The organism is Monashia sp. HAY1-5C (genome assembly GCF_056755255.1).
Window position 1 is genome coordinate 85722 of the sequence record NZ_JBPGXG010000001.1, and the last position, 17472, is coordinate 103193.

A 17472-nucleotide genomic window follows, 5' to 3' on the forward strand; every position below is an offset into this window, starting at 1 on the left:
CTGCCGGAGGCACCGGGCCACGGATGTGGCGCCCGTAGGTGTGTTCATGGGTCACGCGCCTCGCCGGCGGGTATGCAGCCGGGGACAGGGAGCACCACGCGAGGAGGACACATGACCAACCCAGCTGGCACCTCCGGCAGCGGCGGCATTCCCGTCGCAGGCGCTGCGGCGGCATCCGGCGCCTTCGACGACCGCGGCGACGAGCAGCAGACCGACCAGGGCGTGCCCGTCGGCCGCGCGGACGTCGAGGCGGACCGTGAACGCGCCGCCGGCGACGGCGATGCGGATGACGGCGAGGACGCAACCGACGGCCTGACGGGCGTCGCGGGCAGCACGGACGCCGAGACGGACGACGGGGTGCCCGTCGGCAGCGCGGACGCCGAGGAGGACCGACGCCGCGCAGCGGCAGCCGGTGACGAGCCCGACGACGCCCCATGAGCCCAAGGCTCCTGTAGGCCCGCCGGGGAACGGGCCGGCGTGAGGGGCTGCCCGTCACCGAATCGTGAGGCCGTCGAGGGCCGACTTCACGCGAACCGCTGAACCGGCACCCGACCTGCTGCCACGCTCTAGTCACCGCCGCGCGTGACCCCAGCCTGCGCGTCGAGGCCTCGGTCCCCCACGAGGCGGCTGAGGTCAGGCCGTCGCTCCACCCTTCCCTCGAGTGGCGGCCTGACTTCACGGCTCCGGCCCGGCCGCGCCAGCCGGCTTGCCCGGCAGGCCCCGCTCGGCCGCGTGCGCCGTTCCTTTCCGTGAGATGAATGTCCCGACTTCCGCCGAGGCCGCCAGAATGACTGTCGACAGACGACAGTCGGTACGCGGAGGTGCGCAGTCATGTCGAAGAACGGGCCCGTTGATGCGGCCGCTGTCCCCCCGGCGGCCGACAACCGCTGGTCGAGGAGCCTGTGGCTCGACGGGGTGGTCCAGGACCTGACCCCGCGACAGCAGCTGTCCGGTGACCACACCTGCGACGTCGCGATCGTCGGAGCGGGGTTCGCCGGCCTGTGGACGGCGTACTACCTCAAGAAGGCCGACCCGTCCCTGCGGGTCACGGTCGTCGAGGCCGAGATCGCGGGGTTCGGCGCTGCCGGTCGCAACGGCGGCTTCGTGTCCGCCGGGATCGCCGGCAGCGGCGCACGCTACGCCCGCGACCACGGGTGGGACAACGTCCTGCGGGCCGAGCGCGAGACCCAGCACGGGGTCGACGAGATCGGCCGCGTCGTGGCGGCCGAAGGCATCGACTGCGGCTACCGGAAGGAGGGGGCGCTGAACATCGCGACGACCGATCCGCAGGTGCAGCGTCTGCGCGCCAGGGCCGAGGCGAAGCACCGCTTCGGGCTCGGGACCGAGGACTACCGGATGCTGACGCCCGAGGAGTGCGCTGAGCTCGTCCGGGGGGCGGAAGGCGTCCTCGCCGGGTCGTTCACGCCGCACTGCGCGCGCGTCGACCCCGCCCGGCTGGCCCGCGGACTGGCCGATGCCTGCGAGCGCCTCGGGGTGACGATCTACGAGCAGAGTGCAGCGGAACGCTTGGGCCCCAAGGTGGTCCACTGCCGGAACGGACGAGTTCGGGCCGATGTCGTGGTTCGGGCCACGGAGTCCTACACGATCCGCGAGCGAGGCCAGCGACGCAGGTTCCTGCCCCTCTACTCCCTGATGATCGCCACCGAACCGCTCCCGCAGGAGACGTGGGACGAGCTCGGCTGGCGGGACGGTCTCGGGGTCTCGGACGTGAGGCACCTCTACTACTACGCCCAGCGCACGGTCGACGGCCGGGTCGCCCTGGGCGGCCGAGGGGCGCCGTACCGGCTGACCAACCCCATCTCCCCCGAGAACGAGCGCGACGCCGGGGTCTTCCAGAGGCTCACCGAGACCCTGCGCGAGGCGTTCCCGGCAGCGGCGCAGGCTCGCATCACCCACCACTGGGGCGGGCCCCTGGCGGTCCCGCGCGACTGGTGCATGCGGACGACGTTCGACCGCACCACGGGACTCGGGTTCGTCGGTGCCTTCGGCGGCCACGGCGTCACGGCCGCCAACATCTCCGGCCGCACCATGCGCGACCTGATCCTGGGCGACAGCACGGACCTGACCTCGCTGCCGTGGGTCGGGCACCACACCCGCAACTGGGAACCCGAGCCCATCCGGTTCATCGCCTCGAGGCTCATCGCCAAGACGCTCGACGCGTCCGACGCCTACGAGGAGCGGACCGGCAAGCCGGCGAAACGGGCCCGGCTGGTCGCACCGTTCCTGCCACCGAGCTAGGCGAGCCGTCGGGCGCGTCCAGCTCGGTGGCCGACCGGCGGAACGGGCCCGGACGGCCGCTGCCTCGGCTCCGTCACCCAGGTGCGGTGCTGGGCTCGAGCCTGACGACGACGGACTTGGACGTGGGCGTGTTGCTGTGCTCGGCGACGGACGCGAGCGGCACCAGCGGGTTGGTCTCGGGGTAGTACGCCGCGGCGGACCCCCGCGGGGTGTCGTACTCGACGACCCGGAAGTTGCGGACGCGGCGGTCGACGTCGTCGCCGGCCCAGTGCGCCACGATGTCGACGTGGTCGCCCGCCCGCAACCCGTGGGCCTCGATGTCGCGACGGTTGATCAGGACCACCTGACGCCCGCCCTCGATGCCGCGGTAGCGGTCGGACAGGCCGTAGATCGTGGTGTTGAACTGGTCGTGGCTGCGCATCGTCTGCAGGACGAGGTGGCCCGCCGGCACCTCGAGCAGGTCGAGGTCCGACGTCGTGAACTGGGCCCGGCCCGACGGGGTGTCGAACGCGCGCCGGTCGCGCGGCGGGTGGGGCAGCACGAAGCCGGTCCTGGTCAGGACCCGGGCCTCGTAGTCGTCGAACCCCGGGACGACGCGCTCGATGTGCGCGCGGATCCGTCCGTAGTCAGCCCGCAACGCCGCCCAGTCGATGCTCGTGCCGTCGGCGTGGCTCGTCCCCGCGCCCAGGGTGGCCTCGGCCAGCCCGCAGACGATGGCCACCTCCGAGCGCAGCTGCTCGCCGGCGGGTGCCAGGCGGCCACGCGAGGCGTGGACCACCGACATCGAGTCCTCGACCGTCACGAACTGCGGCCCGCTCTCCCGGTCGTCGCGCTCGGTGCGCCCGAGCGTGGGCAGGATGAGAGCGGTCTCCCCGGTCACGAGGTGGGAGCGGTTGAGCTTGGTCGACACCTGCACGGTCAGCGCCGTACGCCGCAGCGCCTCCGCCGTGACGCCCGTGTCCGGCGCGGCGTGGAGGAAGTTGCCGCCGAGCCCGACGAAGACCCCGACCTTGCCGGCGAGCATGGCTTCGATCGTCTCGACGGTGTCGTAGCCGTGCCGCCGCGGCGGCTCGAACCCGAACTCGGCCGCCAGGGCGTCCAGGAAGGAGGCCGGCGGCTTCTCCCAGATGCCCATGGTCCGGTCGCCCTGGACGTTGGAGTGGCCCCGGACCGGGCACAGGCCCGCCCCCGGCTTGCCGATGTCGCCGCGGGCCAGCGCGAGGTTGACGACCTCCTTGATGGTGGCCACCGAGTTGCGGTGCTGGGTCAGGCCCATCGCCCAGCACCAGACCGTGGCGCCGGAGCTCGCGACCATCCTGGCCGCCTCGACGACCTGGTCGCGCTCGAGGCCGGTCGCCTGCCCGACCCGCTCCCAGTCGACGTCGGCCACGTGTGCCCGCCACGCGGCGAACCCGTCGGTGTGGGCGTCGACGAAGGCGTGGTCGATCGCATCCCACTCGACGAGCAGCGACCCGATCGCCTGGAAGAGTGCCTGGTCCCCGCCGAGACGGATCGGCAGGTGCAGGTCGGTCAGGTCGGTGCCGTGGCCCACGACGCCGCGGGCGTGCTGCGGGTTGCGGAAGTTGACCAGGCCCGCTTCGCGCAGCGGGTTGATGCTGATGATCCGCGCCCCGCGCCGCTTCGCGGTCTCGAGCGCCGAGAGCATCCGCGGATGGTTCGTGCCCGGGTTCTGCCCGGCCAGCACGATGAGCTCGGCCCGGTACAGGTCCTCGAGGCTGACGCTGCCCTTGCCGATGCCGATCGTGTCGATGAGCGCCACGCCGCTCGACTCGTGGCACATGTTCGAGCAGTCCGGGAGGTTGTTGGTCCCGAACGCGCGGACGAACAGCTGGTAGACGAACGCCGCCTCGTTCGAGGCGCGCCCGGACGTGTAGAACGCCGCCTCGTCCGGCGTCCCCAACCCGTTCAGGTGCGACGCGGCCAGCGTGAACGCCTCGTCCCACGCGATCGGCTCGTAGTGCGTGCCACCCGGACGGCGCACCATCGGGTGGGTCAGCCGCCCCTGCTTGCCCAGCCAGTGGTCCGGGCGCGCAGCCAGCTCGGCGATGCTGTGCCGAGCGAAGAACTCCGGCCCCACCCGGGCCGTCGTCGCCTCCTCGGCCACGGCCTTGGCGCCGTTCTCGCAGAACTCGGCGGTGTGGCGATGATCGGGATCCGGGTCGGGCCACGCGCAGGACATGCAGTCGAACCCGTCGACCTGGTTGAGGCGCAGCAGCGTCCGGGCGGCGCGCGAGGGTCCCATCTCCCCCAGGGCCCGGCCCATGGCCACCGCCACCGCCTCGACACCCGCCGCGTGGTCGCGTGGGGTCCGGACCCTCAGGCGAGACTCGTCGGGCGTCCCCAGCAGCTCGTGCTCGGCCATGGCGTGTGATAGCTCCTCGGTCACGGGACGCGGACGCCCCTTCGGTTCGTTTCAGGGCCGGGCGGCCCGGCGGCCCACGGCTTCATGGCAGCCGACGTCCCCGGTCGTGCCGGCCGCACGCCAGGACATCGGCGTGCGACCGGCCACCGCCGGGTTCCGGGGGCCCGGTTCACGGGTCAGGGCGTGGGGCGCTGCCTCGGGACGATCATGACCGGGACCGGCGCGTGCCGCAGGATCTTCGCGGCCGCCGAACCGAGGAAGACCTGCGCCATCGGGCCGGCCGCCCCGGATCCGAGCACGAGCAGGTCACCGCGCCTCCACGGGATGTTCTCCACTGCTTCGCGCCACTCGGTGCCGATCCCGGTCACCACGTCCACGTTCGAGACAGGGTCGGGCACCTCGCCCAGCTGCTTGACCGCCTCGTCCATGGTCCTGCGCCTCCATCGCTCGACGACCAGGTCCTCGGCGGACCGCTCGATCGAGCCGCCGAACATGGTGAACGGCCGCGACGTGAAGGATGCGATCCGCAGCCGCACCTTCCACCGGTCGGCCAGCCGGGCACTGGTCGCGATGAGGCCTCCGTCGTCCGGGGCGCCGCCGAAGGCCGCCGTCAGCCGCCCGATCGGAATGCGACCCGGTGGGTAGCCACGGGGGGCGATCGCGACCGGCACCTTCGAGGTGTGCACGAGACGCTCGGTCACACTGCCCAGGTCGACCCTGCCGAGCAGACCCGCCGACGACGACCCGACCACCACGAGGTCGGCGTCGTGCTCGCCCACCAGCTCCATCAGACCGTTGGGTGTCGAGGTCGACGGGTGGACCTTCACGCAGATGTCGACGTCGCTGCACGCCTGCTCGACCACCCGTTCGAGGGACGCTGTCACCTGGGACACGAGGTGGCGCCGGTACTCGTCCTCGATCCGGTCGGCGCCCGCGCGCGGCCCCCGCTCCACGACCGCCGCGGCGACGATCTTCTGCCCGGTCGTCCGCGCCAGCTGAGCGGCCAGGTTGAGCGGAGCGCTGCCCTGCCTGCTCGAGCTGAACCCAGCGATGATCGTCATGCGACCGTCGCTCCGACGGGCACGGGAGCCGCCACGACATGGGTGACCGGCAGCTCGGGGTACTCCGCCCGCGCTCGGTCGACGACCTCGAAGCGGTGCCACACGGAGCTCTCGAGCGGCAGGGTCGCGATGACGATCTGGTCCGGACGGAAGGTGGCGACACCGTTCGCCAGTGCTCGCAGCGGCCGGTAGTCCCCCAGCGCGCCGTCGGCGTCCAGACCCTCCGAGCGAAGCGTCCCCAGGGTGTGGTCGAGCCGTGCCGTGGCGGCCTCGCGGGTCGCCTGCATCACGTCCAGCGGGCCGTGCGTGGCCGCCACACCGGTCTCGACGGGGCTGGCGGGCACGACGACGTAGTAGCTGGCGTCGTGCTCGGCGCCGATGCCGCGCAGCTCGTCGAGCAGCTCGGCGGAGTTGGCCGTCTCGTTGGCCAGCACGAGGACCCGGTGCGGAGCCACCGTCCGAGCAGGTGCCTCGGCCACGGGACGACGGGCGATGAACCACCGGTTCGCGAAGAAGAACGCGATGACGACGGCCCACGACAGCAGGCTGAGGATCAGCTGCGACCGGGAGTCCTCCTTGATGCCCATCTGCGCCAGGATCGCGGCGATCGCCAGGACCGTCCCGATCGACAGGAACGGGAAGAGCCACATCTTCACCTTCAACGACTGGCTCCCTGAGCGGAACCGCAGCACCACCTGCGAGATGCCGATGAGGCAGTAGACGAACAGGATGATCGCGCCGCTGGAGTTCAACAGGAAGGCGAAGACCGTGTCGGGCGAGACGGCGGCGGCGATGACGCACAGGAAGCCGACGACGGACGACGCCAGGATCGCCACGGCGGGCACCCCGCGGCTGGTCACGCTGACCAGCTGCAGCGGAGCCTCACGGCGAGCGGCGAGCACGAAGAGCATGCGCGAGGCGGTGTACATCCCGGAGTTCAGGCAGCTCAGCACCGCCGTGAGCACGACCGCGTTCATGATGTGGTCGGCGTAGGGAATCCCCATCTGGGTGAACGCGGCGACGAACGGCGAAGCGGCCACCGTCTTGTCGTTCCACGGCAGGATGACGGTCAGCAGGAAGATCGAGCCGATGAAGAAGACCGCGATGCGCATGATCACCGAGTTCGCGGCCTTGGCCACCGCCCTCTCCGGGTCCTTCGACTCGGCGGCAGCGATGGTGGCGACCTCGGCGCCGGTCATCGAGAAGATCACCGTCACGATCGCGGCGGTGACGCCGAGCGCGCCATGGGGCAGGAACCCCCCATGAGCCGTCAGGTTGGAGAAGTCCATCGACTTGCCGGGCCAGAATCCGAACGCGTACGCCGCACCGAGAGCCAGGAAGATGATGATGGCCGCCACCTTGATGCCGGCGAACCAGAACTCGAACTCCCCGAAGGAGGACACCGAGAACAGGTTCGTGGCGGTCATCGCGCTGAGCAGGATCAGCGAGACCAGCCACAGCGGGGCGTTCGGCACCCAGTACTGGACGATCTTCGCGCCCGCGATCGCCTCGAACCCGACGATGATCACCCAGAAGTACCAGTACAGCCATCCGACCGAGAACCCGGCCCAACCGCCGAGGGCGTTGCGCGCGTAGTCCGCGAACGAGCCTGTCGAAGGGTTCGCGACCGCCATCTCGGCCAGCATGCGCATGACCATGATGACCACGAAGCCGCACAGGGCGTACGCGATGAACGATCCGGGCCCCGTGCTGCCGATGACCACGCCCGAGCCGACGAACAGGCCCGCTCCGATCACGCCGCCGATGGCGATCATCCTCAGCTGACGGTCGCTGAGACCCTTTTGTAACGTCGTTGAAGCCATGCCGTTTCCTTTCAGACGTGAACCGGGAGGTGCTCACCGTTCTGTGGGATTGCTGTGCTCGAACGTCATCGCGGCAGCATCGGCGCAGGACCCTTCGTCGGGTCCGGCACGCCGATCACGGGCCTCCGAGGGTCTCGGCCATCTCCACGACGTTGGTGAGCAGCATCGCTCGCGTCATGGGCCCGACCCCCCCGGTTGCTCCGCTGACCTTGCCTGCCACGCTGTCCACGGCCGGATGCACGTCGCCCAAGATGCCTTCGATGGTGCGGGTGATGCCGACGGACAGCACCGTCGCACCTGGCCTGACCCAGTCCGGCTGCACGAGGTGTGCCACGCCTGCGGCCGCGACGACGACGTCGGCGACGCGCGTGTGCGCCGCGACGTCGACGGTCGCCTCGTGGCACAGCGTCACCGTCGCGTGCTCACTGCGCCGCGTCAGCATCAGTCCCAGCGGACGGCCGACGGTCAGGCCGCAGCCGATGACGCAGAAGCGTGCCCCGGTGATGGGGACGTCATGGTGTCGCAGCAGCTCGATGATCCCCCTCGGCGTGCACGGCAGCGGGGCCGGCATGCCGAGGACCAACCGCCCGAGGTTGACCGGATGGAGGCCGTCGGCGTCCTTGTCCGGGTCGATGAGCTCGAGCACGCGGTGGGTGTCGATGTGCGCCGGCAGCGGCAGCTGGACGATGAACCCGGTACAGGCCGGGTCCGCGTTCAGCCGGAGGACGGCCGCCTCGATCTCCTCCTGGGAGGCGGTCTGCGGCAGCTCGATCCGGATGGAGTGCAGCCCGACCTCGCGGCAGTCCCGGTGCTTGCCGTTGACGTAGGAACGGCTCCCCGGGTCGTCTCCGACGAGGATCGTCCCCAGACCCGGCCGGATGTCCTGCAGCTGCAGCATGGAGACGCGCTCTGCCAGGTCGCGCTTGACCGTCTCGGCGATCCGCTTGCCGTCGATCAGTGTTGCAGTCGCCATGCCCGCTCCTTCCGTGAGCGCCGAGGCCGGCCGGGTGTCCGGGCGGGTGGGTGGAGGTGGAGCTGCACCGCTAGCCGGCGGTCGGGCCGACGGCGCCCGCGAGCTTGGCCTGGACCCACTCGTGGAACTCGCCGATGTGGTGCTCGCTGGGGACCAGGACTCCCCCGTCGGCGTAGACGCGCGAGCTCATCGCCGGCTGGCACCGCTCGCAGGCGTCGAAGTCCTGCTGGTTGACCCGGTGGAACAGCTCCACCGACGCGCTGACGTCCTTGCCGCTCTCGACCACACCGGGCAGGTAGAGCCAGTCGCACTCGACGATGGTGTGGTCGGCCGCCAGGGGGTACATCCGGTGGAAGATCACATGGTCGGGCACCAGGTTGATGAAGACCTGCGGCTTGACGGTGATCGCGTAGTAGCGACGGTCCTGGTCGTCGGAGACGCCCGGGATACGGTCCAGCCCCTCGGAGCCGTCGACGGTGAACCCCTTGATCTCCTCACCGAAGACGGCGCCGTGGCCCACGAAGTACTGGGCGGCGAACCCGTCGGCGAACTCGGGCAGGACCTCGGTGAGCTCGGGGTGGATCGTCGCGCAGTGGTAGCACTCCATGAAGTTCTCGATGATGAGCTTCCAGTTGGCCTTGACGTCGTAGACGATGCGGCGCCCGACGGCGAGGTTGGCGACGTCGTAGTGCTCGATCGACTCGAGGTCACCGAGGCGCTCGATGACGGCGTGGCGGACGGTCTCGTCGAACGAGGGCGGCTCCGGCGCGAGGCACACCCAGATGTAGCCGAGCCACTCCTGCACCGAGATGGTGCGCAGCCCGTACTCGACGCGGTCGATGTCAGGCATCTTCGTCAGGTTCGGCGCTGCGACGAGCTTGCCGTCGAAGTCGTACGTCCAGGCGTGGTAGGGGCACTGGAACGAGCGCTGGGCCTGGCCCGACTCCTCGGTGCACAGCTGGGCGCCGCGGTGGCGGCAGATGTTGAAGAAGGCCCGGGCCTCGCCCTTGCGGTTGCGGGTGATCAGCACGCTCTCGCGGCCGACCTGCACCGTCTTGAACGAGCCGGGCCCCGTCAGGTCGCTCGAGCGGGCGGCGCAGAACCACATCGCCTCGAAGATCCGCTCCTGCTCGGCGGCGAACACGGCCTCATCGGTGTACGTGTGACCGGGCAGGGTGGCGATGAGGCTGGGCGAGGTCTCGATGACGGACATAAGAGCTCCTGGACGACGGGCGGGGTGGTGAGGTTTTTTATGACGCAACGTTAAGTGTGATACGCAACAGCGTGGTGGCAGACGCCGGCGCTGTCAAGGGTTGTCCGGCCTTCAGGCGGGAGCCGGAACGGTGGGGGCGCCGAGCATCCGGCGCCACCGGGTGAAGGGTCTGGTCTGGTTCAGGCCGAGGACCCCGACCGGCTCCTGGGCGCGTCGGTAGACCGCCAGGAAGCAGTGCTCGGCAGGGTCGCCCTCCTCGATGGTCACGCTGTCGGCGGACCGCGCGTCGCCGGCGAACTGCAGGCGCACGCCGTACTGGTCCGACCAGAAGTAGGGCGGAGCCACATCCGGTCCCGAGCCGTCGCCGGACAGCAGCGTGGCCACCGCGCGCTTCGGCCGGTCGAGCGCTCCGGTCCAGTGCTCGACCCGGTGGTGACGACCCAACCGTCGGTCGTACCAGGCCGCGCAGTCACCGACGGCCACGACGCCGGGAGAGCTCGTCAGGCCGCCGGCGTCGCAGCGGACGCCGTTGTCGAGCTCCAACCCGGAGCCCTGCAGCCAGTCGACGTTGGGCTGGGCCCCGACACCGACGAGCACGAGGTCGGCCGGCAGCAGCCGGCCGTCGTCGAGCTCGACACCGTCCACCCTTCCGGCACCGGTGAACCGCCGCACCCCGGTGCCGCAGATGAGCCGGACACCGTGGTCGGCGTGCAGGCTGCTGACGATGCGGCCCATGTCCGTGCCGAGCGGTCCGGCGAGGGGGGTCGCCATCGCCTCGACGACGGTGACCTCGAGGCCGAGGGAACGCGCGGTGGACGCGACCTCGGCACCGATGAAGCCGGCGCCGATGACGACGAGCCGCCGCCCGGGCTCGATCTCGGCCCTCAGTGCCACGGCGTCGTCGAGCGTCCGCAGGGTGTGGACGCCCGCCAGCCCTTCCGTGCCCGGCAGGGTCCGCGCGCGGGCACCCGTCGCGACGACGACCCCGTCGGCCCGGATCCGCGTGCCGTCGCCGAGCACCACGCTGCGCTCGGTCAGGTCGAGGCTGGCTGCGCGGACGCCGAGCAGCCACTCGACATCCAGGTCCTCGTCGTCGTCCTCGAGGGCGATGTCCTCCTGCGCGACCTTTCCGGCCAGGAACTCCTTGGACAGGGGCGGCCGGTCGTAGGGCCGGTGCAGCTCGTCACCGATGACGACGAGCCGCCCGTCGAAACCCTGGCTGCGCAGCGCCCTGGCCGAGGAGAGCCCGGCCAGCGAGGCGCCGACGACCGCGACGGTCCTCATCCCCGACCACCCGCACCCTGGCTGCTCGCGCTGACACCGGGCGGCAGGTTGGGCTCCTCGGAGGACAGCTCGACGTAGATGTGGCCGTCCTCCACGACGACGCGGTGGGTTCGCACGGGCTTCTTGGCCGGCGGTGCGTCGACCTGGCCGGTGCGCAGGTCGAAGCGGGAGGCGTGCAACGGGCACTCGATCTCGCAGCCCTCCAGCCAGCCGTCGGCGAGCGACGCGTCCTGGTGGGTGCAGGTGTCATCGAGCGCGAACACCTCGCCGTCCTCGGTGTGGAACACCGCGATCGGCGGCTCGGCCTGAACGCGCAGCGCCTCCCCCGGCGCGAGTGAGGACAGCGGACAGACTGACAACATAGGAACCACCTCGATGCGAATAACACAACTCAAAGCACGATGCGCAACAGTCTGAGACCACGACAAAGCCGTGTCAAGAGACTCGCCCGCGAAGCCTGAGGGCTTCGCGGGCGAGGGGCTCGGAGGTCGACGTCGCGCCGGTGGGCAGGTCAGTGAACCGCGGGCTGGTGGCGGTAGAACTGGGCCTCCGACGGCGGCAGCGGGGTGTTGCCGAGGATCAGGTCGGCAGCCTTCTCCGCCACCATCATCACCGGGGCATAGATGTTGCCGTTGGTGACGTAGGGCATCACCGAGGCGTCGACGACCTTGATGCCCTCCAAGCCGTGAACGCCCATGGTGAGCGGGTCGACGACCGACCTGTCGTCGACCCCCATCCGCAACGAGCACGAGGGGTGCAGCGCCGTCTCCGCGTCCTCGGCGACCCACCTGAGGATCTCCTCGTCGGTCTCGACCGAGGGTCCGGGTGAGATCTCACCGGCGTTGAACGGGTCCATGGCCGGCTGGGTCAGGATGTTCCGCGCGACGCGCACCGCCTCCACCCACTCGCGGCGGTCCTGGTCCGTCGACAGGTAGTTGAACCGGAGGGCCGGGTGCTCCCGGGGGTCCGTGCTCCTGATCTTGACGGAGCCGACGGCATCGGAGTACATCGGCCCGACGTGCACCTGGTACCCCTCGCCACCCTCGGGCGCCGACCCGTCGTACCGCACCGCGATGGGAAGGAAGTGGAACATCAGGTTCGGGTAGGCCACGTCGTCGTTGCTCCGGACGAACCCGCCACCCTCGAAGTGGTTGGTCGCGCCCGGACCCTGGTGCCGGAAGAGCCAGTCGGCACCGATCAACGGCTTGTACCGGTGCTTGAGGTAGCGCTGCATCGTGACCGGCTGCTTGCAGGCGTACTGGATGTACACCTCGAGATGGTCCTGCAGGTTCTCCCCCACGGCCGGCAGGTCGTGCACGACGTCGATGCCCAGCCGGGACAGCTCCTGGGCGTTGCCCACCCCGGACAGCTGAAGGAGCTGCGGCGAGTTGATGGCGCCGCCGCTGAGGACCACGGTCTTGGCCCGCACCTGCGTCGCGGCACCGCGGCCACGCTGGTACTCCACGCCCACGGCGGTCTTGCCCTCGAAGAGCACGCGCGTGGCCAGGGCCCTCGTCACGACCTCGAGGTTGGGCCGGTCCATGACCGGGTGCAGGTAGGCGCGCGCGGCGGACAGCCGCCGGCCGTTGCGGATGTTCCGGTCGAAGCGCGCGAAACCCTCCTGACGGTAGCCGTTGACGTCACTGGTCCGGCTGTAGCCGGCCTGCTCGGCAGCCTGGAAGAACGCCTCGAACAACGGGTTCGTCGCGGGGCCCCGCTCGAGGGCCAGCGGCCCGTCGTGGCCGCGGAACGGGTCGTCCGGGTCGGCGGCCAGGCAGTTCTCCATCCGGTTGAAGTACGGCAGGCAGTGGGCGTAGTCCCACGTCTCCATGCCCGGGTCCGCCGCCCACCGCTCGTAGTCCAACGGGTTGCCACGCTGGAAGATCATCCCGTTGATGCTGCTGGAGCCGCCGAGCACCTTGCCGCGCGCGTGGTAGATCCGACGGCCCCCCATGTGCGGCTCGGGCTCGGACTCGTACTTCCAGTCGTAGAACCGGCTGCCGATCGGGAAGGGCAGCGCGGCGGGCATGTGGATGAACACGTCCCAGAGCGAGTCGTTGCGACCCGCCTCCAGGACGAGGACCTTGGTGGCCGGGTCGGCCGAGAGGCGGTTGGCCAGCGCACAGCCGGCCGATCCCCCTCCCACGATGACGAAGTCGTAGACAGCAGACGCCATGTTTCCTCCGAACTCGGGCCGCAGGGAGCTGCGGCCGTGCCAGGGTCGGCGACGCGTGGGCCGGGCACGACGTGCCACAGCTGGCCGACCAGCTGTGCTGAGCGTACCGGAGTAGCGGATTGCGCACTAGACTGCGCGATGCGCAACTGTTACCCGTGCGTTAAGGTTGCGTCATGAGCAACGATATGCAGGGGGAGAACAACAGCAGAGCTCCACGGCGGAGCAGCCGCGCCAACGGCGACACGAGCGGCGGCGTCCAGTCGGTCGATCGGGCGGTGCGCGTGCTCGAGATCCTGGCCGCCACCGGTGGCTCGGGCGTCAGCGAGGTCGCCGCCGACCTCGACGTGCACAAGTCCACCGCCTTCCGGCTTCTCGCCGCGCTGGAGGATCGTGGCCTCGTCGAGCAGAACTCGGAACGCGGCAAGTACCAGCTCGGCTTCGGCATCCTGCGTCTGGCCAGCGCGATCCCGGTGCGGCTCGGCGTCGTCCGGCAGGCCCGGCCGATGCTCGACGAGCTGGCCACCAAGCTCGGTGAGACGATCAACCTGGCCGTGATCCGGGAGCACTACGCCGTCAACGTGGCCGAGGCACTGGGGCCGTCGGCGATCTCGGCCCAGACCTGGATGGGCCAGCTCACCCCGCTGCACGCCACGTCCAGCGGCAAGATCCTGCTGGCACATCTCGACCGCGCCCAGCGCGACGAGGTCCTCGACGTCGCGGGCCAGCCACGGCTCACCGACGCCACCATCACCTCGCGCAGCGCGCTCGAGAAGCAGCTCGAGCAGGCCCTGACCGACGGGTTCGCCACCACGTTCGAGGAGTACGAGGTCGGCCTGAACGCCGTCGCCGTCCCGGTGCGCGACCACACCGGCGGCGTCGTCGCTGCGGTGAGCGTCTCGGGCCCCGCCTTCCGGCTCGTCCCGGACCGCATTCAGGAGGTGGCCGGCGTGCTGCAGGCCGCCGGGAGCCAGATCAGCCGCCGGTTGGGCCACCTGGGCAGCTGACCGACGCCGGGTGGCCCCGGCCGAGCCCGCGTCCCGTGCCTCGGACCGACGCAGTGGCGTCGGGTACGAGACGCGGGACGCCACTGCGTCGGGTCCGTCGTGGTCGGCGCCCGGCCGCCGCCACGTCGACGGATGTCGCGGGACGCCGACCGGCGCCGGCCCTCAGCTGCGCAGGCGCGTCATCGCGGGGTCGAACAGCGGCTCGGCGGTCACGACGGCCCTCACGCGCTCGTCGAAGTACCCGATCTCGAGCTCGGTGCCGACGTCGGCGAGATCGACGGGCAGCCAGGCGTACGCGATCCCCTTGCCGATCGTGTAGCCGTAGGCGGCGCTGGTGACGTACCCGACGCAGCGGTCACCGGCGTACACCGGCTCCTTGCCGAGGACGACCGTGCCCGCGTCCGGCAGCGTGAGGCAGGCGAGCCGGCGCGTGCTGGACTCCTTGCGAGCCAGGAGGGCCTCGCGGCCGACGAAGTCGCCCTTGTCGAGCTTGACCGCGAAGCCGAGGCCTGCCTCGTAGGGGTCGTGCTCGGCCGTCATGTCGGCACCGTAGGAGCGGTAGCCCTTCTCCAGGCGCAGGCTCGAGAAGGCACCGCGGCCGGCCGCGATGACGCCGTGCTCCTGCCCGGCCTCCCACAGCAGGTCCCACAGCCGCTGGCCGTGGTCCGCCGTGGTGTAGAGCTCCCAGCCGAGCTCCCCGACGTAGGACAGCCGCATCGCGGTGACGGGCACCGTCCCGATGAAGGCCGAGGTGGCGCGGAAGTACTTCAGGGCCTCGTGGCTGAAGTCGGTGTCGGTCAGCGGCTGGATGAGGTCGCGGGCCTTCGGGCCCCACAGGCCGATGCAGCAGGTGCCCGCGGTGATGTCGCGGACCTGTGCGCTGCCGTCGGCGGGCAGGTGGCGCCTCAGCCAGTCGAGGTCCGCGTTGCCGTTGGCACCGATCTGGAACCGGTCCGTGGCCAGGCGGGCCACCGTGATGTCGCTGCGGATGCCACCGTCGACGTCGAGCAGGAGGCAGTACGTCACCGACCCGACCGACTTGTCGACGTTGGCCGTGACGAGGCCGTTGAGGAACTGCGCCGCACCGGGGCCGGTGACCTCCAGGCGCTTGAGCGCCGTCATGTCGTACATCGCGACCGACTCGCGCGTCACCTGCGCCTCGGCGGCGACGATCGGGGACCAGAACCTGGCGGCCCAGTCGTTCGGCGTGGAGATGTCACGGCCTTCCACGAGACCGGCGTTGGCGGAGTACCACTGCGGACGCTCCCAGCCGGACGCCTCGAGGAACTCGCCGCCGAGCGCCTGCTGGCGCCCGTAGAACGGGCTGGTGCGGATCGGGCGTGGGCTGCCGGTCGGCTGCAGCGGGTGCAGGATGTCGTAGACCTCGATGAAGTTCTGGCAGTCCCGGGTGAGGACGTACTCCGGCGAGAGCTGGTGCTCCTCGAACCGGTTGAGGTCGCACTCGTGCAGGTCGAAGCTCGAGCAGTGCCCGTCGACCAGCAGCTCCGCGACAGCGCGGCCGACGCCGGCCGAGTGCGTGACCCAGACCGCCTCGGCGACCCAGAAGCCGCTGACGTCCGGCGACTCCCCGATGAGCGGCATGTTGTCGGTGGTGAACGAGAAGAGCCCGTTGATGCCCTCCTCGACCTTCGCGTCGCGCGTGGAGGGCAGCAGCTTCTGCGTCTGCGTCCACGCCTCCTCGAAGTCCTCCTGGGTGAACTCCAGGACGGAGGGCATGACCGCCGAGTCGTCGAGGCGGGCGATGTCCTCGGCCCGGATCGGCATCGGCCGGTGCCCGTAGTAGCCGATGCCCAGCGTGTCGAACCGCTCGCGGTAGTAGAGGTCCTGGTCCTGGTGGCGCAGGATCGGCAGCGTCGCCTCCCGAGTGGCCCCGGCCAGGGCCGGAACCTGTGACGTCCAGGCGAGCTGGTGCGCCAAGGGCGTCAGCGGCAGGCTCATGCCGACCTTGGCGGCGATGACGGGGCCCCAGATTCCGGCGCAGCACACGACGATGTCCGCGGGGATCTCACCGTGGTCCGTCACGACGCCGGTCACCCGGCCGTCCTCGACGGTGACGTCCAGGACCTCGTGGCGGGGCAGCAACCGCGCTCCGCGGGAGGCGGCCCGGCGCGTCTGGGCATCGACGGCGTTGACCGCCTTGGCGAGCCCGTCGGTCGGGATGTGCAGGCCGGCGAGCACGACGTCCGGGTCGAGCAGCGGGTACATCGCCGCGGTCTCTGCGGCGTCGAGGACGCGGGACTCGACACCCCACGCGGTGAGCCACCCGTGCCGGCGGTGCAGCTCGACGACTCGCTCGGGCGTCGTGGCCACCTCGAGCCCACCGACCTGCAGGAAGCACGGCCCCGCTTCCGACTCCATCGAGCAGAACTTCTCGACGGTGTAGCGAGCCAGCTCGGTCATCGTCTTCGAGGCGCTTGCCTGGAACACCAGCCCGGGCGCGTGCGACGTCGACCCCCCGGGGGCCGGCAGGTCGCCCTGGTCGACGACGGTCACGTCGTCCCAGCCGCGAGCGGTGAGCTCGTCGACCAGCGCGGCGCCGACAACCCCCGCACCGATGATGACCACCTTGGGACCCGTCATTCCAAAACCTCCAGAGTGCGTCTGGCGCAACACAATGCGCTGATCGCAACAATCGTCGTGGACCACCCGCGGGGTGTCAAGAGCCCCGCGGACCCTGATGTGGCGATGTCGGCCGGCATCCGTGGACCGGCAGACCACAGTGCCCGGTCACGGACGTCGTCCGTGACCGGGCACATGGGCCGATCGACCGCGTCAGCCGGCAGCCAGCCAGGCGTTCACCTTGTCCGGGTTGGCGTCCACCCACTTCTTGGCCGCTGCGTCGTCGGACAGCTTGTCCTGGGCGATGGACTTCGCGACGAGGTTCTGGTCGTCGTTGGTCCACTTGAAGTTCTTGACGAGGTTGTAGGCCGGGCTCCCGGACTGCGCGAACTTGGTGCTGACGACCTTGTTGAGGTTGTACTCGGGGTAGTCGCACGCGACCTTGGCCGGCACCGCATCACAGCCCTTGGTGTACTTCGGCAGGTTGACCTTGACGAGCGGCACCTCGGCGAGGAACCACTGCGGCGAGTAGAAGTAGCCGATCATCGGCTTCTGGGTCTGCTCGGCCTGCCGGAAGCTCGTGATCAGCGCTGCCTCGGAACCCGCGTAGACCACCTTGTAGTTGAGGTTCAGGTTCTTGACGAGGGCGGCGTCGTTGGTGACGAAGCCCGGGTCGCCGTCGAGGATCTGGCCCTGCCCGCCGGACTCCGAGGTCT

At 70.5% G+C, this 17472-nt stretch carries 13 protein-coding genes; 3 read left to right on the forward strand and 10 right to left on the reverse strand.

Annotated features, from left to right (window positions below):
• The first annotated feature begins 111 nt into the window (after positions 1-111).
• Positions 112-438: a hypothetical protein gene (locus tag ACR9ZK_RS00385; RefSeq protein WP_481338844.1), complete on the forward strand. Its 327-nt coding sequence runs from the start codon at positions 112-114 to the stop codon at positions 436-438.
• Between the two features lie 393 nt (positions 439-831).
• Positions 832-2259: an NAD(P)/FAD-dependent oxidoreductase gene (locus ACR9ZK_RS00390; RefSeq protein ID WP_481338846.1), complete on the forward strand. Its 1428-nt coding sequence runs from the start codon at positions 832-834 to the stop codon at positions 2257-2259.
• Positions 2260-2332: 73 nt separating this feature from the next.
• Here the strand turns inward: ACR9ZK_RS00390 and ACR9ZK_RS00395 are convergent, their stop codons facing one another.
• The 8 genes from ACR9ZK_RS00395 to betA form a co-directional block, all read right to left on the reverse strand.
• A complete protein-coding gene (locus ACR9ZK_RS00395; RefSeq protein WP_481338848.1) occupies positions 2333-4642 on the reverse strand; it encodes an FdhF/YdeP family oxidoreductase in 2310 nt (769 codons plus the stop codon).
• A 176-nt stretch (positions 4643-4818) separates the two neighbouring features.
• On the reverse strand, positions 4819-5703 hold the full coding sequence (locus ACR9ZK_RS00400; RefSeq protein WP_481338850.1) for a universal stress protein: 885 nt from the start codon (positions 5701-5703) through the stop codon (positions 4819-4821).
• Positions 5700-7526, reverse strand: a complete 1827-nt coding sequence (locus ACR9ZK_RS00405) for an amino acid permease (RefSeq protein ID WP_481338852.1) — start codon at positions 7524-7526, stop codon at positions 5700-5702. Before ACR9ZK_RS00405 ends, ACR9ZK_RS00400 begins: the two co-directional genes overlap by 4 nt.
• A 115-nt stretch (positions 7527-7641) precedes the next feature.
• Positions 7642-8499 (reverse strand): bifunctional methylenetetrahydrofolate dehydrogenase/methenyltetrahydrofolate cyclohydrolase, encoded by an 858-nt coding sequence (locus ACR9ZK_RS00410; protein ID WP_481338854.1) that lies wholly within the window; start codon positions 8497-8499, stop codon positions 7642-7644.
• Between the two features lie 70 nt (positions 8500-8569).
• Positions 8570-9712 carry an aromatic ring-hydroxylating oxygenase subunit alpha gene (locus tag ACR9ZK_RS00415; RefSeq protein ID WP_481338856.1) on the reverse strand — a complete coding sequence of 381 codons (1143 nt, stop codon included), beginning with the start codon at positions 9710-9712 and terminating at the stop codon, positions 8570-8572.
• A 111-nt stretch (positions 9713-9823) separates the two neighbouring features.
• Positions 9824-10996, reverse strand: coding sequence for an NAD(P)/FAD-dependent oxidoreductase (locus tag ACR9ZK_RS00420; protein WP_481338858.1), 1173 nt, complete (start codon positions 10994-10996; stop codon positions 9824-9826).
• Positions 10993-11358: a bifunctional 3-phenylpropionate/cinnamic acid dioxygenase ferredoxin subunit gene (locus ACR9ZK_RS00425; RefSeq protein WP_481338860.1), complete on the reverse strand. Its 366-nt coding sequence runs from the start codon at positions 11356-11358 to the stop codon at positions 10993-10995. Before ACR9ZK_RS00425 ends, ACR9ZK_RS00420 begins: the two co-directional genes overlap by 4 nt.
• 149 nt (positions 11359-11507) lie before the next feature.
• Positions 11508-13172, reverse strand: coding sequence for a choline dehydrogenase (gene betA / locus ACR9ZK_RS00430; RefSeq protein WP_481338862.1), 1665 nt, complete (start codon positions 13170-13172; stop codon positions 11508-11510).
• A 173-nt stretch (positions 13173-13345) separates the two neighbouring features.
• Between betA and ACR9ZK_RS00435 the strand changes: the two genes are divergently transcribed.
• A complete protein-coding gene (locus ACR9ZK_RS00435; RefSeq protein ID WP_481338864.1) occupies positions 13346-14176 on the forward strand; it encodes an IclR family transcriptional regulator in 831 nt (276 codons plus the stop codon).
• Positions 14177-14338: 162 nt separating this feature from the next.
• On the opposite strand, the gene ACR9ZK_RS00440 is transcribed toward ACR9ZK_RS00435, so the two are convergent.
• Positions 14339-16777 carry a GcvT family protein gene (locus ACR9ZK_RS00440; protein WP_481338866.1) on the reverse strand — a complete coding sequence of 813 codons (2439 nt, stop codon included), beginning with the start codon at positions 16775-16777 and terminating at the stop codon, positions 14339-14341.
• Between the two features lie 192 nt (positions 16778-16969).
• Positions 16970-17472, reverse strand: a 503-nt coding sequence (locus ACR9ZK_RS00445; RefSeq protein ID WP_481338868.1) for a glycine betaine ABC transporter substrate-binding protein, incomplete at its 5' end; no start/stop codon positions are given.